General features: G+C 69.6%; 18 protein-coding genes. 11 read left to right on the forward strand and 7 right to left on the reverse strand.

Translation table 11 applies throughout. The annotated features are described in order from the left end of the window. Positions 1-4: 4 nt before the first annotated feature. The 9 genes from AC5JDC_RS12785 (at position 5) to AC5JDC_RS12825 (ending at position 14,378) form a co-directional block, all read left to right on the forward strand. Positions 5-2,596: a caspase family protein gene (locus AC5JDC_RS12785; RefSeq protein WP_495841684.1), complete on the forward strand. Its 2,592-nt coding sequence runs from the start codon at positions 5-7 to the stop codon at positions 2,594-2,596. Positions 2,597-2,627: 31 nt separating this feature from the next. Then, on the forward strand, positions 2,628-2,963 hold the full coding sequence (locus AC5JDC_RS12790; RefSeq protein ID WP_495841685.1) for a hypothetical protein: 336 nt from the start codon (positions 2,628-2,630) through the stop codon (positions 2,961-2,963). 81 nt (positions 2,964-3,044) lie between these two features. Further along, complete coding sequence (locus AC5JDC_RS12795) at positions 3,045-3,554, forward strand: PAAR domain-containing protein (RefSeq protein WP_495841686.1); 510 nt, start codon at positions 3,045-3,047, stop codon at positions 3,552-3,554. 136 nt (positions 3,555-3,690) lie between these two features. After that, complete coding sequence (gene tssK, locus AC5JDC_RS12800) at positions 3,691-5,022, forward strand: type VI secretion system baseplate subunit TssK (RefSeq protein ID WP_495841687.1); 1,332 nt, start codon at positions 3,691-3,693, stop codon at positions 5,020-5,022. Further along, complete coding sequence (gene tssL, locus AC5JDC_RS12805) at positions 5,019-6,644, forward strand: type VI secretion system protein TssL, long form (RefSeq protein ID WP_495841688.1); 1,626 nt, start codon at positions 5,019-5,021, stop codon at positions 6,642-6,644. Before tssK ends, tssL begins: the two co-directional genes overlap by 4 nt. A 354-nt stretch (positions 6,645-6,998) precedes the next feature. Next, entirely contained in the window at positions 6,999-10,610 is a 3,612-nt protein-coding gene (gene tssM, locus AC5JDC_RS12810; RefSeq protein WP_106773844.1) for a type VI secretion system membrane subunit TssM, read from the forward strand. 1 nt (position 10,611) lies between these two features. Beyond that, on the forward strand, positions 10,612-11,283 hold the full coding sequence (gene tagF, locus AC5JDC_RS12815) for a type VI secretion system-associated protein TagF (protein WP_495841689.1): 672 nt from the start codon (positions 10,612-10,614) through the stop codon (positions 11,281-11,283). Between the two features lie 49 nt (positions 11,284-11,332). Continuing rightward, positions 11,333-12,121, forward strand: coding sequence for a PP2C family protein-serine/threonine phosphatase (locus AC5JDC_RS12820; RefSeq protein ID WP_495841690.1), 789 nt, complete (start codon positions 11,333-11,335; stop codon positions 12,119-12,121). Then, a complete protein-coding gene (locus AC5JDC_RS12825) occupies positions 12,111-14,378 on the forward strand; it encodes a serine/threonine-protein kinase (RefSeq protein WP_495841691.1) in 2,268 nt (755 codons plus the stop codon). The genes AC5JDC_RS12820 and AC5JDC_RS12825 overlap by 11 nt, the downstream gene beginning before the upstream one ends. 236 nt (positions 14,379-14,614) lie before the next feature. Here AC5JDC_RS12825 and AC5JDC_RS12830 read toward each other — a convergent pair whose 3' ends face one another. Genes AC5JDC_RS12830 through AC5JDC_RS12850 form a run of 5 tightly spaced genes read right to left on the reverse strand, consistent with a single transcriptional unit; the run spans position 14,615 to position 18,252 of the window. Beyond that, positions 14,615-16,216, reverse strand: a complete 1,602-nt coding sequence (locus tag AC5JDC_RS12830; protein WP_495841692.1) for a hypothetical protein — start codon at positions 16,214-16,216, stop codon at positions 14,615-14,617. Continuing rightward, positions 16,213-16,641 carry a biopolymer transporter ExbD gene (locus tag AC5JDC_RS12835; RefSeq protein ID WP_495841693.1) on the reverse strand — a complete coding sequence of 143 codons (429 nt, stop codon included), beginning with the start codon at positions 16,639-16,641 and terminating at the stop codon, positions 16,213-16,215. The genes AC5JDC_RS12830 and AC5JDC_RS12835 overlap by 4 nt, the downstream gene beginning before the upstream one ends. After that, positions 16,638-17,075 carry an ExbD/TolR family protein gene (locus tag AC5JDC_RS12840; protein WP_495841694.1) on the reverse strand — a complete coding sequence of 146 codons (438 nt, stop codon included), beginning with the start codon at positions 17,073-17,075 and terminating at the stop codon, positions 16,638-16,640. Before AC5JDC_RS12840 ends, AC5JDC_RS12835 begins: the two co-directional genes overlap by 4 nt. A gap of 3 nt (positions 17,076-17,078) precedes the next feature. After that, positions 17,079-17,786, reverse strand: a complete 708-nt coding sequence (locus tag AC5JDC_RS12845; protein WP_495841695.1) for a MotA/TolQ/ExbB proton channel family protein — start codon at positions 17,784-17,786, stop codon at positions 17,079-17,081. Positions 17,787-17,826: 40 nt separating this feature from the next. Continuing rightward, positions 17,827-18,252 carry a hypothetical protein gene (locus tag AC5JDC_RS12850; RefSeq protein ID WP_106773836.1) on the reverse strand — a complete coding sequence of 142 codons (426 nt, stop codon included), beginning with the start codon at positions 18,250-18,252 and terminating at the stop codon, positions 17,827-17,829. 256 nt (positions 18,253-18,508) lie between these two features. Here AC5JDC_RS12850 and AC5JDC_RS12855 point away from each other — a divergent pair, with 256 nt between their 5' ends. Together AC5JDC_RS12855 and AC5JDC_RS12860 are read left to right on the forward strand one after the other, a co-directional pair. Next, the gene (locus AC5JDC_RS12855) at positions 18,509-18,934 is read left to right on the forward strand and encodes a DUF1036 domain-containing protein (RefSeq protein ID WP_245428500.1); all 426 of its coding nucleotides are present in this window, start codon (positions 18,509-18,511) and stop codon (positions 18,932-18,934) included. 154 nt (positions 18,935-19,088) lie between these two features. Continuing rightward, complete coding sequence (locus AC5JDC_RS12860) at positions 19,089-21,434, forward strand: peptidoglycan DD-metalloendopeptidase family protein (protein ID WP_495841696.1); 2,346 nt, start codon at positions 19,089-19,091, stop codon at positions 21,432-21,434. A 39-nt stretch (positions 21,435-21,473) separates the two neighbouring features. Here AC5JDC_RS12860 and AC5JDC_RS12865 read toward each other — a convergent pair whose 3' ends face one another. Further along, positions 21,474-21,902: a hypothetical protein gene (locus tag AC5JDC_RS12865; protein WP_495841697.1), complete on the reverse strand. Its 429-nt coding sequence runs from the start codon at positions 21,900-21,902 to the stop codon at positions 21,474-21,476. 37 nt (positions 21,903-21,939) lie between these two features. Then, entirely contained in the window at positions 21,940-22,416 is a 477-nt protein-coding gene (locus AC5JDC_RS12870) for a hypothetical protein (protein WP_495841698.1), read from the reverse strand. Positions 22,417-22,422 lie beyond the last annotated feature (6 nt).

Raw genomic sequence — 22,422 nt, forward strand, 5'->3', positions numbered from 1 at the left:
AACTGTGTTCCTTGCCCTGATCGCGCTGGCGGACCTGGCCGCCGATCCCGCGCTTGCCGCAGGCGAGCCGGTGCACGGCCGGCGCGCCGCCCTGGTGATCGGCAATTCCGGCTACGCGAACCTTCCCAAGCTGCCGAATGCCGTCAACGACGCCGAGCGGATCGGCGCGGTGCTGCGCGACGCCAATTTCGAGGTGACCATCGGCAAGGACGTCGACAAGGCCGGCCTGGAGCGGACGGTGCGCGAATTCCTGCAGACGCTGAACGACGGCGACGTGGCGCTTTTCTACTATAGCGGCCACGCGGTCCAGGTCGCCGACCAGAACTTCATCATTCCCGTCGACGCCAGCCTGAGCTCGTCCTACGACCTTGAAGTGCAGAGCTACAACGTCAACAGCCTGCTCGACTACATGCGCGCCACCTCGGGGCTGCAGATCCTCGTGCTCGACGCCTGCCGCGACAACCCGTTCCGCAACCAGTACTACTATCTCGGCGACAAGAAGATCGACGTGGCCGGCAAGAAGGGCCTCGCCTCGCTGACGCCGAAGCAGGGCTCGCTCATCGTCTATTCCACCGCCCCCAACGACGTCGCCTATGACGGCGGCGGCGATTTGAGCCCGTTCGCCGGCGCCTTCGCCGAAAAGGCGCTCAGCCCCAACAAGGAGGTGCGCGAGGTCCTGACCATGGTGCGTACCGCGGTCATGGACAAGACCGGCGGGCGCCAGGTGCCGTGGGACGTCTCCAGCCTCACCTCGCAGTTCTATTTCGTCTCGGCGCAGGAAGTCCTGGTGCTCGGCGAGAGCGTCACGGAAGTGCGCGTCGGCGCCGATGCCACCCGCGTGGCGCTCAACATCCAGCCGCCGATCGCCAGCAGCGGCATGACGCTGACCGCGACCTTCGAGAAGGCGCCGCGGGCCGGCATCCTGCTGCTCGACGACAAGACGGTGCAGCCTGGCACGCCGATCGCCGCGGACCGCATCGACGACATCGTCTATGCCACCGATGCCGGCCAGAAGCCGGTCGAGCTGCTGCCCTATACGATCAAGTCGGACACCGGCCAGAGCGCCAACGGCGCCGTCGCCATCGTCTTCGACGCCAGCGTTCCGGCGACGGCCGAGAAACCGGTCGTCGTCGCCTCCAACGACGACAGCGCCAGCATCACCAAGGCGATCACGCCGGTGAAGCTGACCGTCAGCAGCGACGTCGGCACCGGCTTCACGCCGGTCCCGACGCTGGAGCTCGGCGCCGGCCGGCCGACCGGGTGGCTGCGCGTCGAGCAGCGCGACCCGTCCGCGCAGGTCGCCGTGGGCGGCGAGCTGCTGGTGCTGGGCGACCTGGTCAAGGCCGAGGACCTGCCGAAGGTGCGCATCCGGCCGGCGATCCACCGCAGCGACGCCGAGGCCGCGATCGTGCTGAAGCCGGTCGTCACCGCGCCCGAGGCGAAGCCCGTCGTCATCACCGTCGACGCCGAGGTCAATGCCTGCGACCGCCTCGCCGCCGAGCCGCTCGACATCCAGGCCGTCACCGAGGGCGTGCTGCCCAACGACATCGCCATCGACGAGGCGCTGGCCGCCTGCGGCGAGGCTGTGGCGGATTTCCCGGAGATCCCGCGCTTCAAGTTCCAGTACGGCCGCGTGCTTTATGCGAAGGGAGATTTTCCCGGCGCGCTGAAGATGGTGCGGGAAGCGCTCGACGGCGGCCATGTGCGCGCCGGGCAGTTCCTCGGCCGGCTCTACCAGCTCGGCGCGGCGGTCGAGCTCGACCCGAAGAAGGCGATCCCGCTGTTCGAGGCGGCGGCCCGCCGCGGCGATCCCTATGGCCAGTATTCGCTCGGCCGTGCCCTGCTCGACGGCAAGGGCGTCAAGGCCAATGTCCGCCGCGGCATCGAGCTGCTCAACAAGGCGGCCGAATCCGGCCACACCTATGCGCTCAATCAGCTTGGCGCCGAGTACCGATACGGCAACCGGGTGCCCAGGGACATCGAGCGCGCCTATGTGATGTTCGAGACCTCGACCAACCGCGGCGACATCTGGGGCGAGGTCAATCTCGGCATGATGTATCGCGACGGCGTCTTCGTGAAGGAGGATGCGGCGCGCGCCTACAGGATGTTCGACGAGGCGAACCGCAAGCTCCACCCCTATGCCGGCACGCTGATGGCGCTGATGGACCGCAAGGCCGGCAGGACCGACCAGGCGGCATTGCTGAAGCTGTTCCGCGAAAGCGCGGTGCGCGGCGACGGCTGGGGCGCCTTCTACGCCGCCGAGATCATCAGCGCCGAGCCGTCGCTCGCCGCCGATCCGGACGAGGCGCTGCGCCTCTACGGCCTGGCGGTGGCGCGCAAGGCCGGCAAGGCGTCGGACGATGCCCGCGCCCGGCTGGCGGCGGTCCCGCGGGAACGGCTGGTCACCGAGTTGCAGAAGACGCTGGTGCGGCTTGGCGCCGCCGGCGTCGACGTCGACGGCAAGCTCGGCCCGAAGGCCCGCGCCGCCGCGGCGGATGTTCTGGGAAGCAAGCCGCCGTCCGATCCGGTCGACCTGTTCGCCGAGATCGTGCGGCACGAATGGGTCCAGTCGACGCCCCGGCTGGACATGCTCTGACCGACCGTCAGGCGATTTGGAGGCAGTCTCGATGCGCAGGTTCTTGACTTATGTCGTTATGGGAATGGCAACGACCGCGCTGGTCAGTTGCGCAAGCGTCGAGGACACGATCCTGTCGCCGTTCAAGCAGCAGACGGTGGCCCCGAAACCCGTCTACTACGCGCCGCAGACCACTCAGAAGCCGAAGGCCAAGCGGCCGCGCAAGGCTGCGGCGACGCCCGCGACCGCCAAGCCGATGCGGCCAAAGCCGAAGATAGCGACGGAACGGCCCGGCGGCGCCGGCGGGGGCGGTGCTGGAGGAGGTGGCGGAGGCGGTGGCCCGGGCGGCGGTGACGGCGGCGGCGATCCCGGCGGCGGCTGGGGCTGAAGCCAGGATCACGTCGAACGTTCAGCCCTTCGCTTCCTGCGGAGGGGAACGCCGTCTGTTCGTTAGACTGGAGCTGTCAAAATGCCGATGGGCCCTGCTGCCAGGACGCTCGATCCGGTGATCCACCTGCTGCCCGGCATGCTGATGCCGGGGCCGGGCGCGATCACCGTGCTGATCGGCAAAAAGCCGGCATGGCGTGGCATGCCGCTGGCCGCCGCCGCGGGATTACAGGCGGCGAAGGCGGCGTCCGATGCACGTGTGATCGGCTACCAGGCGGCGACCGTCGCGGCGGCCGGGACGCCGGGCCTGCCGGCCGCCAAGGCCGCCGAGGAAGCGGGCAAGGCGGCGGAGGCGGCGGCGATGAGCGCGGCGATCCTGGCCTCGGCCGGCGGCGCCGACATCCACGCCTGCGTGCACATGGCGCCGATCCCGCTGCCGCCGCCGCACGGGCCGGGCGTCGTCGTCACCGGCTCGCCTACCGTGCTGATCAACGGCCTGCCGGCGTGCCGGGCCGGCGACATGATCGTGGAAGCTTTCGGCCCGCCCGACTTCATCGCCATGGGCGAGCCGACCGTGATCATCGGGCCATAGCCGTGGCGTCTTCCCGATACCGTGCAGATCAGGGGCAGTCGATGCCAGAAGAACATTCCACCAAATCGCGAGCGGATTCTTCGCGATTCTGATACTGTAGCGAAAGCGAGCTTGCCACTGGAGACCGACCGCCAAGATGTCATGGTATAGCAAGGTAGCGTGGTCGGAAGGGCTGTTTCTTCGCCAGCATCATTTCCAGCAGAACGATCGCTATTTCGAGCGTCTGCTTGAGAACAGGGTGCGGCAGATCGGTGCCTATCCTTGGGGTTTCGCGCAGATCGAGATCGATCGCGACCTCGCCCAGCAGAACAAGTTCGCGCTGCGGCGCGCCAGCGGCATCTTCCAGGACGGCACGCCCTTCGACATGCCGGGCTCCAGCCCGCTGCCGGAGCCGATCGACGTGCCGGCCGGCGTCGACAAGCAGGTCGTCTGGCTGGTGCTGCCGGCGGCGGTGGTGAACGGCCGCGAGGTCGACATGGCCGAGGGCACGTCGGGCAGCCGCTATGTCCGCGACATCGAGACCATCGTCGACTCCTCCTCGGGCATGCATGTCGAGCAGGAGATCGAGGTCGCCCATCCGCGCGCCACCTTCGAGATCCGCAAGACCGCCAAGCCCGGCGCGCATTGCCTCCGCGTCGCCCGCATCCTCGAGGTGCGCGACAAGACCATCGTCTTCGACGAGACCTTCGCCCCGCCGGTGATCGCCACGCAGGCGCATCCGGTCGTCGCCGGCTGGGTCGAGCGGGTGATCGGCTGGATGGACACCAAGCTGGAGACGCTGTCGCGCTACGCCGCCGACCCGAGCTCGGGCGGCGGCCTGCAGACCTTCGACTATTTCATGCTGCAGATGCTGAACCGCGAGATCAACGTGGTGAAGCACATGCGCGCCTCGCAATTCGTCCATCCGGTCGAGTTCTACAAGGAACTGCTGCGCATCTCCGGCGAGCTGTGGACCTTCTCGGCCAAGCGGCTGGCCCCCGAATACGCCGACTACGACCAGGACGCGCTCGACGCCGTGTTCGAGCCGGTGCTGTCCGACATCCAGCGCCTGCTCAGCCTCGACATCGGCCGCGCCATCCGCCTCAACCTGGTGGAGAAGGCGCCCAACGCCTTCGTCGCCACCGTGCCCGACCGCCAGCTCTTCCGCAATGCCACCTTCGTGGTCGAGGTGGCGGCGGCAAAACCGCTGTCGCAGGTGCAGCAGCAGTTCCCGGCGCTGTGCAAGGTCGGCCCCAACACCAAGATGAACGAGATCGTGCAGACGCACCTGCCCGGCATCGAGCTGGTGCACATGCCGACGCCGCCGCGCCAGATCCGCGCCATCTCCGACCACGTCTACTTCTACCTCGACAAGTCGTCGGCGCTATGGCCCGAGTTCAGCGTGGCGAGCGGCATGGGCCTGCATTTCGCCGGCGACTGGCCGGGCCTGGTGCTCGACCTGTGGGCGATCGTGGAAGACCGCAGATGAGCGGCAAGGACGACCCGTTCGGCTCCGGCGGCAAGACGGTCATCCGTCCGAACCCGGCGGGCCGTCCGCGGCCGGACCCGCTGCGTCCCGCGCCGGGCCAGGCGGGCGCGGCACCCGTCCCCGGCCCGCCGCCGTCCTCCAGCGCCACCGTCATCGCCACGCCGTCGCCGCGCGCCCCGCAGCAGCCCGCTCATGCCGCGCCGGCGCCGGGCATGCCGCCGCGGTCGCCCTATCCGGCACCGTCCTATCCGCCCTATTCGCCGATGCCATCGACTGGCGACCAGGCGCGTTACGGCATGCCCGATCCCGACGACTGGATGCGCGCGGCGCGCGCCAACGTCTTCTTCCCCGATGCCGGCCAGCCGCAGGAGCCCGTCACCCCGCACGAGAAGATCCCGCTCGACGTGGCGCTGAACGCCCGCGACGGCGGCGAATATGCGGCCGCCAATCCGCTGACGGCCGCGGCCGCGCCGCTGCTCATCCTGCTCGGCCGTCTCAGGCTGATGATCATCGACATGCAGGCCGTGCCGCTGATGAGCCATGTCGCGCAGGAGATACGCGACTTCGAGAAGAAGGCGGGCGAGGCGGGGGTGGCGCCGGAAGACATCATGGTCGCCAAATACGCGCTGTGCGGCACCGCCGACGACATCGTCCAGAACCTGCCCGGCACCGACCGGCATGTGTGGATGCAGTATTCCATGCTGGCGCAGTTCTTCCAGGTGCGCACCTCGGGCGTCGGCTTCTTCGAGGAACTGAAGAAGATTCTTGCCAACCCGGCGCCGCGCTACGACCTGCTGGAGCTGATGCATGCCTGCCTGTCGCTCGGCTTCGAGGGCCAGTACCGGGGTGCGGCGGGCGGCGACGTCGAATTGCAGCGCTGGCGGCGCGACGTCTACCAGACGCTCAGGCATCTCAGGACCCGCAACGACGACGACATCTCGCCGCGCTGGCAGGGCATGGCCAAGCTGATGAAGAGCGTCGGCGCGGCGATCCCGCTGTGGGCGATCGCCGGCGTCGTCGGCGCAGCACTTGTCGGCGTCTATCTGCTGCTGCGCTTCCTCATCAGCGCCGACGGCGAGGCGCTTGCGGCGCGGCTGATCGCGCTCAACCCGTCCGAGCCGGTGACCATCGAGCGCGGCGCCTTCGCGCCGTTCGAGGGTCCGGACCTCGGCAACACCACGCAGCTGCAGCGCATCCGCGCCGCGCTCGCCGGCGACATCGAGGCCGGCGGCCTCGACGTCGTCGCCGTCGGCGAGAACATCGTTGTGCAGGTCAACAACCTTCTGTTGTTCGCCTCCGGCCGCGCCGACGTGCGCAAGGAGTTCGCGCCGGTCGCCCAGCGCATCGCCGCCGCGCTCGACCGGGAGCCGGGACCGATCCACGTCATCGGCCACACCGACAATGTGAAGCCAAAACCGTCCGGCGCCTTCAAGTCGAACTTCGACCTGTCGGTGGCGCGCGCCAAGGCGGTGGAGAAGGTGATCGCGCCGACCCTTTCCGATCCCGGCCGCGTCAGCGTGGCGGGCCGCGGCGAGGACGAGCCGATCGAGAGCAACCGGACGGCCGAGGGCCGGGCCAAGAACAGGCGGGTGGAAGTGATGATCCCACGCGCGGAGGAATAGCGGGATGAGGGCGGTTTTGGTCATCCTGCCGGGTTTGGTTTTGGCCAAGCGTGTTCGTCTGGAAATTGTCGCGACGAACCGCCCCCTCCACCGCCTTCGGCGGTTCCCGTTGCTGGCAGACGGGCAGGGCAATCGCGTATGGAATTTACCCCCACCCCTAACCCCTCCCCTCAAGGGGGAGGGGGAGTTGCTGGCCGCAATGGCGAGCAAACCCATCGACGGTTGGCCCTGCCGGAGCTGCGGCAATTTCCCCTCCCCCTTGAGGGAAGGGGTTAGGGGTGGGGGTAAATTCCATACGCGACCGCCTCGCCCGTCTGCCAAGGCGAGGGGGCATCTCGGACGAGGTGCGGCGGCATGAGGAAGTGGCTGATCCGAACCGCCATCGCCGTCGGCCTGCTGGCTTTCGCCGCGGCCGTCTGGTTCGCGGGCCCGCTGGTCGGCTACGAGGACATCCGGCCCTTCGACCCGGTCTGGGTGCGCCTGCTCATCATCTTCGTCGTCTTCGCCGCCGTCGGCGGCTTCTACGGCGTCCGCTGGTGGCTGCGCCGACGTGCCGCCAAGGCGCTGGAGGCGGCGCTCGCCGAGAGCGAGGGCAGGCAGGGCGACGGCAAAGTGCTGGGCGAGCGCATGGCCGAGGCGCTGGAGACGCTGAAGCGCGCCAGCGGCAAGCGCAACTATCTCTACGATCTGCCCTGGTACGTCATCGTCGGCCCGCCCGGCGCCGGCAAGACGACGGCGCTGGTGAATTCCGGCCTGAAGTTCCCGCTCGCCGGACCCGATGGCGGCAAGGCGGTGGCCGGCACCGGCGGCACCCGCTACTGCGACTGGTGGTTCACCGAGGAGGCGGTGCTGATCGACACCGCCGGGCGCTACACCACCCAGGATTCCGACAGCGAGACCGACAAGAAGAGCTGGCTCTCCTTCCTGTCGCTGCTCAAGCAGCAGCGCGCAAAACAGCCGATCAACGGCGTCATCCTGGCGATTTCCATCGAGGACCTGCTGAAGCTCGACGGCCAGCAGCTCGGCGAGCACGCGACGGCGATCCGCAAGCGCCTGCTCGAACTGCACCAGCAGCTCAAGATCGACTTCCCGGTCTACGCGCTGTTCACCAAGGCCGACCTGATCGCCGGCTTCGCCGAATATTTCGGCAGCTTCACCGAGGCGCGCCGCCGCAAAGTCTGGGGCGCCACCTTCCAGACCGAGGACCGCCGGAAGAACATGGTCGGCGAGGTGCCGGCCGAGTTCGACCTCTTGGTGCGGCGGCTGACGGAGGAGGTGACCGACCGGCTGCACGAGGAGCCGGATCCGATCGCCCGCATCGCCATCTTCGGCTTCCCCGCGCAGTTCGCGCTCCTGAAGGAGCGGGTGGCCGACTTCCTCAACCGCATCTTCGAGCCGACGCGCTACCAGGCGGACGCCAATCTGCGCGGCTTCTATTTCTCCTCGGGCACGCAGGAGGGGACGCCGATCGACCAGGTGCTCGGCTCGATCGGCCGCAGCTTCGGCGAGACCGCGCATGCCTCCCAGCTGTCGGGGCAGGGCAAGAGCTTCTTCCTGCGCGACCTGCTCACCAAGGTGATCTTCGCCGAGGCCGGCTGGGTGTCGCGCGACATGGGCGCGGTGCGGCGCGCGGCTCTCCTGCGCTACGGTGCGCTGGCGGCGATGGGCCTCGTCGCGGCCGGTGCGCTCGGCGCCTGGGGTATGAGCTTTGCCAGCAACCGGCAACTCATCGCCGCCACCGACAGCTCGGCCGAGCAGTACCGCGTCAACGCGGCGCCCGAGCTCAAGACCAACACCGTCGCCGACGTCGAGCTCTCCAATGCCGCCGGGCTGCTCGACATCCTGCGCACCATGCCGGTCGGCTACGACAACCGCGACCTGCCGACGCCGATGCGCGAGAGTTTCGGCCTGGCGCAGCGTCCGCGCCTGGTCTCCGCGGCCGGGACCACCTACCGGCAGGCGCTGGAGCGCATGTTCCGCTCGCGCCTCATCCTGCGGCTGGAGCGGCAGATCGAGGCCAGCATGAACGACCCGCTGGCGCTCTACGAGACGCTCAAGGTCTATCTCATGCTCGGCGGCCAGGCGCCCAAGGTCGACGAGGACCTGGTCGAGACCTGGATGCGAAAGGACTGGGAGGAGAACCTCTATCCGGGCCCGAACAACCGCGCGCTGCGCGAGGACCTCGTCCGTCATCTCGGCGCCATGCTCGACCTCGGCTCCTCGCACAAGCCGAGCTTCGAACTCAACGGGCCGCTGGTCGAATCGGCGCAGCGCTCGCTGGCGCGCATGAACATGGCCGACCGCGCCTATGCGCTGATCAAGACCGCCTCCTACTCGGCACCGGTCGAGAATTTCTCGGTGATCGCGCGCGGCGGCCCGGACACCGCGCTGGTGTTCGAGACCGTCGACGGCACCGAACTCGACAAGCTGGCCGTGCCCGGCCTCTACACCTATGCCGGTTTCCAGGACTTCTTCATCCCGCAGCTCGCCGCCGTCGCCGACAAGATCGAGGGCGAGAAATGGGTGATGGGCGAACTGGCCGAGCAGAAGGGCGTCGAGGAGCAGTTCGGCCAGCTCGGCCCGGTGCTGATCGAACGCTACGGCAAGGATTTCGTCGATGCCTGGAACGCCGTCATCGACAACCTCAAGCTGAAATCGATGTCTGCCGACAAGCCGCAATATCTCGCTTTGTCGGCGGCCTCGTCGCCGAACTCGCCGATCCGCCAGCTGTTCGAGGCTGTGAGCCTGGAGACGCAGCTGACGCGCGAGCCGGTCGAAGGCGAGCTGACGCTCGACCTGCCCGCCAACCTGCCGGATATTGGCGGCGACGCCGCCGATGCGGCCAGGACCGTGGCGAAATACGCCGCCGACCGGGCGGCGGCGCGCGCATCGGGCCTGGCGCGCATCGGCATCGACCTGGCGATGAAGAAGTTCGACAGCCGCGCCGGCGACACTTTCTCCGGCTCCGCCGGGGCGCGTCCGGTTCCAGGCGCCAACATCGAGGCGCAGTTCCGGCCGTTCCACGAGCTGGTGAAGGGCGATCCGGGCAAGCGGCCGGTCGACGCGCTGGTGCAGAACTTCTACGAGGTCTACCAGAGCCTGGTGCTGGCCGCGACCAATCCGTCGCAGGCTGCCCGCGCCAACGCCAACATGCAGATGCAGGTGGTGAACCTGCGCGCCAACGCCTCGCGGCTGCCGCGTCCGGTGGCGCGTATGGTCAACGCCGCAGTCGACGATTTCGAGGGCGACGCGGCCGGCAACTCGCTGGCCCAGCTCAACCAGATGCTGAACAGCGAGGTGACGCAGGCCTGCGATTCGGTGATCGCCAACCGCTATCCCTTCGCCAAGGACAGCGAGCGCGACGTGCGCATGCAGGATTTCGCGCGCATCTTCGCACCGAACGGCGTCATCGACCGCTTCTTCGCGCAGAACCTGGCCCCGCTGACCGACATGGGCGGCGGCGACTGGGTGTGGAAGGAGGACACCCGGCTCGGACGCGAGCTTTCGAAGGCGACGCTCAAGGAGTTCCAGCGCGCCGCCGAGATCCGCGATGCCTTCTTCCCGCAGACCGGTCCGATGCCGGCGGTCAGCCTCACCGTCACGCCCTTCTCGCTGAACGGCGAGGCCGAGATGGCGCTGTTCCGCATCGACGGCCAGCTCGTCCAGAGCACGCAGGTCGGCGGGCTGCCGCTGTCGGTGCAGTGGCCGTCCAGCATGTCGGGGGGAACCGCCAGCGTCGAGCTGACGCCGGACATTCCCGGCCGCGCCTCGGGCGTCGTCACCGAAGGCGACTGGGCGCTGATGCGGCTGTTCGAATACGGCTCGGTATCGCAGACGCCGGACGGCATGCGGGCCCGCTTCGTCATCGGCGGCCGCGACGTCGCCTATTCGATCCGGGTCGGCTCGGTGGCCAATCCGTTCTTCCTGCCGGCGCTCACCCAGTTCTCCTGTCCGAGCGGGTTGTGACATGGGTTTCGGTCTGTTCGGCAAGCTGCCGCAGAAGCGCGACTTCATCGCCTTCGGCATCGCCGGCGAGGTGCTGTCGCCGCTGGAGACGTGGCTGCAGTCGGCCGTCGCGGCGAGCCGCAGCGAACTCGGCCGCGGCTGGGAGGAGCTTTACCTGGTCGCGCCGATCTGGCGCTTCTGGATCGGCGCCGACGTGCTCGGCGTCAACTGCGCCGGCGCGCTGATGCCCTCCGTCGACGGCATCGGCCGCTTCTTCCCGCTGCTGGCGCTCTATGCCTGCGAACCGGGCGAGAGCCTGCCGCCGCCGTCCTATTCGCCGCAGGAGAAGTGGTTCGCCGGGATCGAGGCGCGCCTGCTCGGCGTGCTCGAGGAGGGCGCGGCGCCGGCGGTCGAATCCGTGCTGGGCGGCCTGCCGGCTCCCGCCCTCGACCGGCTGGTACCGAATGCGCGTCGCTCTATGTTCAAGGGCGGGCCGCTGTGGCAGGCCGGGCAGGACATCGACACGCCGAGCTTCCTGGCAGCGATCTTCGAGGACGACTATCGGCAGGTGGCACGCGGCCGCAGCTATTGGTGGGTGCCGGGCAACGACGAGCGCGGCCCTCTGCTGCATGCCAGGAACGGCCTCCCCGATCCGTATTTTCATACGCGCATGCTGAAGGCCGTGGCCGAGTGACTGAACCGCCGGCAGCGCGGCGCGCGCCGGCCATCGCGGGTGACGAAAAGTGCACGATGCCGGTATCCGCTTCGAAAGTTTCGGCCTCACCCATCCCGGCCGGGTGCGCGATCTCAACGAGGACCGTTTCCTGATCGCGCCGCGCAGCGGGCTGTGGCTGGTGGCCGATGGCATGGGCGGGCACGATTCCGGCGAGGTGGCGTCGTCGGCGATCGTCGACCACCTGGCGACGCTCGGCGTGGCAAGCTCGGCGCCGGACCTGCGCGCCCGCTTCGAGGATCGCATCGTGCGCGCCAATGCCCGCATCTGGCAGATCGCCCAGGCGCGCGGCGGCACCATCGGCTCGACGGTCGCGGCCCTGCTCGCCTTCGATCGCCAGTTCGCCTGCATGTGGCTGGGCGACAGCCGCGTCTACCTGGTGCGCGACGGCGTGCTGACGCAGCTTTCGCACGACCACACCGAGGTGCAGGAACTGCTCGACCGCGGCGTGCTGACGCCGGCGGAGGCGCGCGTCTGGCCGCGCCGCAACGTCATCACGCGGGCTGTCGGCGCGGAGGAGGAGATATCGACCGACATGGAGCTTGGCCAGACGCGGCCCGGCGACGTCTTCGTCCTCAACACGGACGGGCTCACCGCCCACGTGACCGACGACGAGATACGCGACGCGGTGCGCGCGGCGCCGGCGGAGGCCGCCTGCCGCATGCTGGTCGACCGGGCGCTGGAGCGCGGCGGCACCGACAACGTGACCGTCGTGGTGGTGAAGTGCCACGCGGTGGGCGAGGACGATGAGCTTGCGGCCGTCCCGGCAAGCGGTTCGGACGAGCGCCATGTCCTCTGACGAAAAGACCATGCTGGTGGCGCTGCCAGAAGGGGTGGCGGTCGGCACGCAGCTCAGCGGCACCTACGAGCTCGACGAGCGCATCGCCGCCGGCGGCATGGGCGAGGTGTTCCGCGGCCACAACATCCAGACCGGCGACCCGGTGGCGATCAAGATCGTGCTGCCGGAATTCGCCCGCGACGCGATGATCCTGTCGCTGTTCCGCAAGGAAGCCTCGATCCTCAACCACCTGTCGCACGAGGCGATCGTGCGCTACCACGTCTTCGCCATCGACCAGGCGATCGGCCGGCCGTATCTGGCCATGGAGTTCGTCGACGGGCTGTCGCTGGTCGACATGTTCGCGCGCGGGCCGATGCCGGCCGGCGATGCGCGCGCCCTGCTGTTCCGGCTGGCCTCCGGCCTGGCCGCCGCGCATGAGGCCGGCATCATCCACCGCGATCTCTCGCCCGACAACATCATCCTGCCTGGCGGCAAGGTCGGCCGCGCCAAGATCATCGACTTCGGCATCGCCCGCTCGGCCACCGTCGGCGGCGAGACGCTGCTCGGCGGCGTGTTCGCCGGAAAGTACAACTTCGTCTCGCCCGAGCAGCTCGGCATGCATGGCGGCGAGGTCACGGAAAAATCCGACATCTACAGCCTCGGGCTGGTGATGGCGGCGGCACTGCGCGGCGCCCCGCTCGACATGAGCGGCAGCCAGGTCGAGGTGATCGAGAAGCGGCGCGCCGTACCCGACCTCGCCGGTGTCGACGCTGAGCTGCGCCCGGTCCTGGAGGCCATGCTGCAGCCGGATCCGGGCGACCGGCCGGGCGGCATGGACGAGGTGGCAAGCTGGGTCGCGCCCGGCCGCGACGCCTGGCGGGTTCAGGAGCCGACGGTGACGGCGCCGCCGCCGCAGCGGCCCGCCCCGGCGGCGGCCGAACCGACCGGCGGCCCGGCAAGGACCGCTTCCGGCGAGACGGCGGCGACGCCGGAAGCGCCTCCGCCGCCCGCCAGCGAAAGCCCGTTCGGCCCCTATCGCGGACCGGAGAAGATCGCGATTCCCGAGCTGAAGCCGGCGAGCGGCCTGCCCGGCACGGAGCCGGCCTCGACCGGCAGGCGGAGCCGCGGGCGCGGCGGGCTGGCGGCCGGCCTGCTGGCGCTGCTTGCCGCCAGCGTCGCCGCCGTCGTCTGGTATGGCGGGTTCGCCGACCGCTTCCTGCCGGTGCCGCAGCCCCGGCCCGAGCCGACGACGACCCCTGACGCCACGCCGGATGGTGGGGCGGCCGATCAGGGCACGACGCCCGACGAAGACCGAACCGCGCCCGTCGATGCGCCCGCCGACGCCGACGGTGGTCGACCCGCGGACAAGGAGACGGCGCCGGATGCGGGGCCGCCGGCGCCTCCGGACACGTCGCCCGCTCCCGACCCGCGGCCAGGTCCGCCGGACACGCAGCCAAGCGAGCCGGACACGACCGCCCCGCCGCAGGGCGACCCGCCGGCTCCGGAGGACGGAAAAGGCCCGACGGACAAGACAGCCGAACCGGGCCCGGCGCCGCAAGAGCCGCCCCCCGACGTCCAGCCCGATGGCGACAAGCCGCAACCGGAGCCGATACCGGACACGCAAGCCGGTCCGCAGGGCGTCGACGCGGCCGCCGAGCAGGCGGAGTGGGTGAGGAGCTTTTCCGGCGGCGACTGTTTCTTCGCCAGCGCGACGTCGATGAACGGCAGGACCGTCGAGCTCGAAGGATTCGGGAACAGCGTCGAGCCGTTCAAGACCCTGCTCGCCGACTTCACGAAACGCTTCAAGACCGACCCCGAGATCGGCGTGCGCCTGATCCGGCAGAAACAATGTCCGGTGACGCGGTTCCTGGCCGGCCTCGCGCAGGCCGCCGGCGATCCGCCGGACGTGTCCCTGGTGAAATACGAGCTTGTCGACCGCGACCCGATGAGCGGCGAGGTGGAGATCGCTCCGTCGCGCCAGACCTACCTGCTGCTGGTCGACCATGACGGCATCGCCCACGATCTCGACCGCATCCTGAAGCGCGGCGACGGCAAGGCGACGTTCAGCATCGCGCTCGGGCTGGGCACCGGCAAGGGCGAAGACAAGAGCGCGGTGCCGCAGGTGCTGATCGCCTTCGCCACCTCGCAGGCGGTCGATGCCATGCAGGTCACCCGCCCGGCGCCGGCCGACGACCTGCTGCCGCGCATTCTCGCCGAGATCCGCGCCAAGAAGATGGAAGCCGCGGCGACGGCGCGGTATTTTCGCATCCGGGGTTGAGTCGGGCCGACCGTTGCCCGCAGAAGCGCCCCCCTCTCCGTCCCCCCTCTCCGTCTCGCCCTTCGGGCTCGCCACCTCTCCCCCACTCCGTGGGGGAGAGGAACCGCTGCCGCGATGCCGCGCCTCTCCAGCTTGGGTTCCTCGCCCCCACGCAGTGGGGGAGAGGTGGCGAGCCTGAAGGGCGAGACGGAGAGGGGCAGCAGTACGGCAGTCTGGATCGGGAACAAGCCGGTTGTCTACCGCACCACGAACGAGGTGATACCGAAGGCGATGGAACGCTGATCGGCGACGATCTCCCGCGCGAGCCGCTCGAAATAGTCCTCGGCCGGCAAGCCGGGTCGTTCCGGCAAGGTGCGCAGCGGTCCGTCCGAGGCGATGGCGACGAGCAACTGCACGGAGGAGACCGGGCCCGAGGTGAGCGTCATCGGCGCCCGGAAATTCGTCAGCGTGACGCGCTGGCCGAGATAGGAGCTGACGAGCTGCGCCTTGCCCTCGTCATCGACGATGATGAGATAGAGCGTGTCCTTGCGCAGCCCCGAGATCACCCCGGAGAGCGCCTGGCCGCTGGCGATCGTCGTTTCGGCCAAAGTGAGCCGCAGCGGAAAATCGGGGTATTGGGCGAGGCTGCGGGCGAAGGCGAGCGCGCTGCACTGGTCCGGCGAGACCGGGCGCAGGGTGGCCTTGAGCGGCCGGCCCGACAGCCGCTGGTAGTCGGCGCCGAGCCGTTCGACGGTCTCCGGCCTTGCCGCATAGGCATCGACGGCGGCCTGCGTCGGCCCGATTCCGGCGGGCAGCGCCAGCAGGCAGTCGTCGCCGCGTCCGGCGAGGAAATCGGCGATGCGCGGCGGGCCCGGCCGGCGCGCCGCGGGGAGCATCTCGCGCGGAACGTCCGGACGCTGAGGCACAGGCGCGGCCATCGCGGTTTCGGTTGGCGCGGCTGGCGCAAGCACCGGCCGCGCCGCGCGTGCTGCCGGTGCCCGGGGTGCTGCGACGGTGGCCATCCCGTCCGTCCGCATGGGCGCTGGCCGTGGAGCTACCGCAGCCGATTCTTGCGACCGAGCCGATGCCGCGGCCGGGATGCCGGCAGCCGGTCTTGTGGCGGCGATCGTGGATGTGGCCGCCGACGGTTCAATGGAGGATGCCGTCTCGCGCATCGGCGAGGTGGCAGGGGAGGCCGAGGGCGATTGTGCCGGGGCAAGGCCTGCCGCCCCGCCGACCGCGACGGTCGGAGTCCGGGTCTCGATCGCCGCGACCGTTTCCGCCTCGGTCCGGCTCGCTGCCGGAGCGGGCGAGGAAAGCGCCGCCGGCGTGGCTGGCCGGAGCGGTGCGGCCTGCGCTATTGGTGGGGCAGGTGTAGTGCTGGCCGCAACGGCCGCTGCCGTAGCCGCCGCGCCCGCAGCCGGGGCCGCGACCTTGCCGGGTTCCGCGACCGCCGAGGCTTGCCCGCTCGGCTCGACGGCTTCCGCTCGCGCGGACGGGGCAGACGTCCCGATCGTCTTGTCGGGCAACCTGACTTCAGCGCGCGTCGCGGTCACGGGGGCGGCTGCCTTGCTGTTCGGGGCAGGGCGGGCCGCGATCGTGGTCGGCGTGGCGATCGGCTGCAGCGCACCGCCGTCCCCGCGGATCGGTGCCGCTCGGGCGGCAGCCACGACCGCCGCCTTTTCGCTCCGCGCCGCCCGTGCCGTGGTTCCTGCCGTAAGTGTGGCGATGTCGATCTCGGTGCGGACCGGCGCCGGCGCGTCGGGCAGCGGCATGACGTAGATCGCCGCGCCGATGGCGCCGTGCAGCGCCAGCGAGCCGGCGACGGCAATCAGCCAGAGGCCGGGAGCGGCGCTCATGGCGCCGCCGCCCTTCCCTCGGGCTCATGCAGCGTCACGATCTGCAGCGGCACGTCGTTCGCACGCAGCGCCTCGGCAATGGCGAGGAAGGGAGCTGCGGGCATGTCGCGTTGCGCCAGCAGGCTGAGCGCCGTGCCGGTTCGGCCCGTGGCCGCCAGCGCCTTGCGCGCCGCTTCGATCAGCCCGGCGCGGGGCACAGGCTGGCCGTCGAGCAGCAGCGTGCCGTCGGCTTCGAGCAGCAGCAGCGGGCGCGGCAGCCGTTCCAGCGGCAGGTCGCGCGTGACCGGAACGGTCGACTGCGCCTCCTGGCGATTGCTCAGGCTGCCGGTGGTCAGGAAGAACAGCAGCAGCAGGAAGACGATGTTGATCATCGCCAGCGTGAAATCGTTGTGCCGGCGCGGTGCCGGATCTGGGATGATCTTCATGGTGCGCCGCCCCGGCGGCCGAGCACGGTGACGTTGCCGAGCGCCGCCTGCCTGCTCGCCTCGAGCACGGTGACGACGTCCTGCACCGTCGCCGTCGTGGCCGGCATCAGCAGGATCGACGTGGCGCCCTGCGCCTTCAGCGCGGCGAAGGCGTCGCCCACCTCGGCCATCGCGATGCTGTCGCCGCCGATGGCGACGCGCCCCGCCAGGATGCGCACGGCGATCGGCCGCGCCGATCGGGTCTCCGATGCGCCGGCGGCGGGGCCTTCCGCCGCCAGCGGCCCGAGCGGCAGCAGCGAGAACGGCACGATCTGCGACGACACCATGAAGAAGATGACGAGCAGGAAGATGACGTCGATCAGCGAGGTCAGCACGAACGAGGGCCGCCGGCGCCGTAGCGGCCTGGGCAGGATGGCCCCCGGCTGCTCGGCCATCGCCTATCCTCCGGCGGCTGCCGGAACCGTCGCCGGCGGCGGGGCGAAGGCCGGCCTTGCCGCCGGCGCGGCGGCGCCCTGCGTGACCGGGGCGATGCTGAACAGCACTTTCGCGATCGCCGCCTCCATGGAGGCGCGCTCATGGTCGACCCGCGCCTCGAACCACATGGAGGCGAAATAGGCGGGGATCGCCACCGACAGGCCAGCCGCGGTGGTGATCAGCGCCACCCAGATGCCGCCCGCCAGCGCCGACGGATCGATGGCGCCGCCCTTGGCGGAAAGCTCGCCGAAGGCCGAGATCATGCCGATCACCGTGCCGAGCAGGCCGAGCATCGGCGCGGCCTGCGCCACCGTCTCCAGGAAACGCAGGTGCTTCGACAGCGTGTTGAGCTGGCTGAGCGCGATGTGCGCGGCGACCTCGCGCGCCCTGTCGCGGTCGGCCGGGTAGGCGAGCAGCGAGGCCATCGCCCCGGCCACCGCCGCAGAAGCCGGGGAGACGTCCGCATTGGCCCGGCGCAGCCCGTCGTCGAAGGCCCCGGCGGCCCAGCGTGCCAGCGCGTCGTCCGTCCCCTCGCTGCGTCCGACGCCGAGGCGGGCGAACTGCATGGTCTTGAACAGGAAGATCGTGCCGGCGGCGAGCGAGATGACGAAGAGCGCGACCAGCACCGGACCGCCGGAGGACGCGAGCTGTTCGGAAATCAGCCTGATCATCTGTGCGGCTCCCGGGCATCGCGCCGGCCGACCCGGCAGGTCACAGCCCGAACTCGATCTTGGCGCGCGTCGACGTGGTCAGCGTGTCGATGCACACATCCGACGCCTTGCCGTCGACCGTGCACTCGGCGATGTCGTTGACGAGCAGCCGGGTGATCGTTTCGCAGGGCTGGTCGGGCAGGTCGAACTGCACGACCTTGGTCTTGCCCGCGGGCAGCCGCCCGAACTGGAAGGTCAGCGACGTGCCGACCTTGCCGGACGCGTCAAAGGTGACGACGTCGTAGGACGTCTTCTCGAGCAGCAGGCCGCTCTCGTTGACGGCGACGAAGACGAGCCGGCAGGCGGCGTCGACGGTCGTGGCATCGTTCAGCTCGATCGAGATCGACTTCTCCTGGGCGGTGCCGGACACCGTTCCGCCAAGGATCAGCGCCGCCGCAAGCAAGGCCGGCCGCCGGCTTCGCGCCATTGATCTTCCTCCGCCCGTAACGCGTTGGCGAAAGCCTATCCCTCTGCGAGATTTAGTCCAGCATCGATGCATGATTTCTCCTGCCGCCGTGAGTTGCATCCCGAGATTCATTCGCCGTGCCATGTGTTCCGGCCAAGTTTAGGCACGGCTTCGTATCGAAATGAAGTCGAGGTGATTGGAGAATGATGCAACGCCTTGTAGAATTGCAGTGATTTTGCTGTGAGGCGGGAAGGTGAGGCGGCCGGGATTTGCGAAGGTGATCTGGTTGGCGCCGCTGCTCGGCGCAGCCCTCGTCTTTTGCGCGGCCGGCCCGGCGCGCGCCGAGTTCACCGTCTGCAACCAGACGCTCGACGTCGTCAATCTCGCGGTCGGCCAGGAGATGCGCGAGCCGAGCGAGGCGTTCTGGCAGACCGAAGGCTGGTGGTCGGTCGGCGCAAACCAGTGCGTCAACGTCATCCGCGACGAGCTGGTCAACCGCTACATCTACGTCTACGCGATCGACGTCTTCGGCCAGCCGCTGCTCAGCGGCTCGACCTCCATGTGCGTCGGCACGCGCCGCTTCGTCATCCGCGGCGACAAGGACTGCTGGGTGCGCGGCCACAAGGCGGCGCCCTTCTACGAGGTCGACACGCAGCAGATGGAGCGCTGGACCCTGTTCCTGAGCACCGGCGGCCTGCAATGATCGCCTTGTCGAAGGATGCCGCAGGGGACAGTTTACTTTTTTCGGCCCGCGCGCCTTCTGAACTGCTGCCGCCTTTCTGCCGAAAGAAAGTAAACTGTCCCCGGCTCTTTTGTCGGGTCGGCAGGCCCGCTCCGCGGTCTCCCAGCTAGCGGCCATGCACACCATCGACGCCAGCTTTCGGCAGAAGAAGGAAGCGGCCGCCGCGCGGCGCCGCAAGGCTAGGCTGCGCAGGATTGCCGGGGCCGCGGCCGCGCTGGCCGTTGCCGGCATCGGGCTCGGCTACTGGCTCACCGCCAACAAGTGGTCGATCGAGGGGCTGGACAACGACCTGGTCGAGGTCGACACCGGCGAGCGGGACGCCGACGTCCCGGTGTTCGTCCCGGCGATCGTCGACCTCGCCGGCGATCCGATGACGATCAGCATCGGCGGCGCCGGCTCGTCCTTCACGCCGCGCCTGCGCCAGGTGCCGCGTCCGGCCGACCTGCTTGAGCCCGGCGTGGCCGAGACGGTGGAGATACTGTCCGACGTGATGCTGAGCACCAGCGAGACGCTGATGACCACCATCCCGTCCAGCCCCGAGGATTTCGCCTTCTTCCAGGCACAGCGCACGGCGTATGTGCCGGATCCGGCCATCCCTCCGCCGGCTGACGCGGCCAGCCAAACGGACGCGCCGGACGTCGAGACCCCGGCCGACGAGACAGCCTTCGCCGATCCGGCCGCCGGCTGGGGGGAGACGATCGGCGAGGGCGAGGAGAGCCTGCCGGCGTTCACGAAGACCCGCATCGAGAACAATACCTCCGTCGCCCTGGTCTGGCCGGAGCGCGAGCGTGCCGTCGCCGCGGAGGATTTCGTCGACAAGGTGCTGGGGCCGCGCACGCTGGACAGCCTGGCGCTGGAGCATCGCTTCGGCGCCGAGGACGCGAAGGCGGCCGGCGAGGCGATGAAGGCGCTGTTCGGCAAGGACCGGCTCGATGCGGGTTATGTCGTAGCCATGCGCGGCATCAAGGCGGACGTGAAGGCGACAAGCCTCACCCTGGTGCAGGTGTCGATCTATGCCGACGCGCAATATGTCGGCACGCTGGCGCGCGGCGACGACGGCCGCTTCGTCGCCGGCGTCGATCCCTGGGTGCGCGAGGACCTGCTCCACTACACCGGCTTCGAGCAGCAGGCCGGGCCGCCGCGCCAGTACCGGCTGCTCGACGCGATCTATTCCACCGCGATCCGCAACGGCGTGCCGGCCGGCGTGATTGGCGAGGCGATCATGTTCCTGTCGCGCGGCCAGGACTTGAATGCCTTCGCTACCCATGGCGACCGCCTGGTCCTGATCTATTCGGCCAGCGCGCGCGGCGGCGACGGCTCGTCGGGACGCGTCCTCTACGCCGCCGTGCGCGGCGCCCAGAAGAACATCGAATGCTTCGTCTTCCGACCCTCCGGCTCGAACGATTTTGCCTGCGTCACCGAGGAGGACCAGGTCTATTCGCTCACCGTCACCAACGGCATGGTGACGCCGGTGAACGGCGTGATGACGTCGACCTTCGGGCCACGCAAGCACCCGATCCTGAAGACGGTGCGCGTGCACAAGGGCGTCGACTGGGCTGCTCCCGTCGGTACGCCGGTCTATGCTGCCTTCGACGGCATGATCGCCTTCCATGGCGACGGCGCCGGCTACGGCAATGTCGTGCGCATCACCCATGAGGGCGGCCGCGAGACACGTTACGCGCATCTGTCGCGCTTCGCCCAGGACCTCAAGGCCGGCATGGCGGTCAAGGCCGGCGACATCATCGGCTATGTCGGCACCACGGGCCTGTCGACCGGGCCGCATCTGCATTTCGAGCTCTATGCCGGCGGCGATGCGATCAACCCCCTGGAGACGCCGGCGGTGGCGGTTGTCGCCGGCACCGGCGACGCGGCGGTCGAGCTTCTGGTCGACCGCATCATCCGGGTCGAGAGCGGCGGCAGCGCCACCGCCAAGAATCCGTTGTCCTCCGCCACCGGCCTCGGCCAGTTCATCGAAAGCACCTGGCTCAGGATGATGCGCACCTACCGGCCGGACCTGGCGCGCACGCTGTCGCGCGAGGAGCAGTTGCGGCTGCGCTTCGACCCGACTCTGTCGCGCGAGATGGTGCGCCGGCTGGCGCAGGAAGGCGAAGCCTATCTGCGCGCCCGCGGCCACGAGATCACCGCCGGCCGGCTCTATCTCTGCCATTTCCTCGGCATGGAAGGCGCGAGCACCGTCCTCTCGGCCGGCGACGGCGAGGCGTTGGTCGCCGTGCTCGGCCAGCCGGTCATCTCGGCCAATCCGTTCCTGACCGGCAAGACCGTGAGCTACGTGAAGATGTGGGCGGAGGCCAAGATGCGCGGCCGCGGCGTCCCGGCGACGCCCGCTCCCCCTATCGTCGAGACCAGGAACGTCGCCAAAACCTCGCCGGAGTTCATAGCCTACAAGGCGGCGATCAGCGCGCTCGTGACGGCCAGCGCCGATGCGGGAGAGCCGGGGTAGGGCAGGGCGCAGCAGGCATGCACGACCGCGGGCGGCCGCCTACTCCGCCACCTCCGCCCCGGCGCCGTTGCGCCGCAGCCACTGCATCACCGTTCCGGCCTCGGTCAGCGGCCTCGTGCCGGCGCAGCGCGTGGTCGAAAAGGCTGCCCGTCCGGTGGCCGCCTTCAGATAGATCACGTAGGATTCTCCACGCTTGAACGCGACGGCGCAGGTGGTGCGCGACGATACCCGAAGGCGGCGCGGGACACGTTTCTTCCAGGCCTTGCCGACGCTGAGGATCGCCACGCCGCCGCCTTTCACCAGGAAGTCGCCCTCGACGCCGACGACCCTGCCGACCACCACGGCGTCGGCCTGCCGGTAGGCGCCGGCCGGCGTGAACTCGCCGCAGCGGCAGGCGAGCGCGACGCCGGGAACAAACATCGTCGCCGTGGCGAGCGCCAGCGGCAGGAGCATCGTTCTGCTGGACATGTCTTTGCCCTCCGTCGCACCAGCTCAGCGCTGGCTCCTAACCGCCGATGGTCGGGTCATAGGGCGTCCACGGATCGTCCACGCCGGACCTCAACTCGGAGCGCCGGCCGAGGCCGCATTCCAGCACGGCGCGTTCCGCATCCTGCGAGCCGCTGTCACCCGAGGCGCCGTTCACATGGGCGAGCTCGTGGACGAGCGTGGCAAGCACCGTCCAGCGGCCGATGCGGAAGGACCGCGTGGTGATCGCGATCTCGCTGCCGCCGACCGCGTCGGTATAGCCGAAATCGTCGGAGGAGGCGTGGTAGTTCACCCAGATCGACCGGTCGTTGAGCAGGTCGGTGAGGCTGCGGCCGCCGCTCAGCGAGCGGAAGTAGACGTCGGCGCTGGCAATGGTGCGGGCGATCCATTTGGCCTTGGTGCGCGCCCACTGCGCCTGGCCGCGCAATTCGCGCGGAATGGCGATGAAATCCGCCTCGGAGCTGATATGGTCTCCAATGTTCAACTGTATCGACATGACATC

The organism is Kumtagia sp. (genome assembly GCF_059502445.1).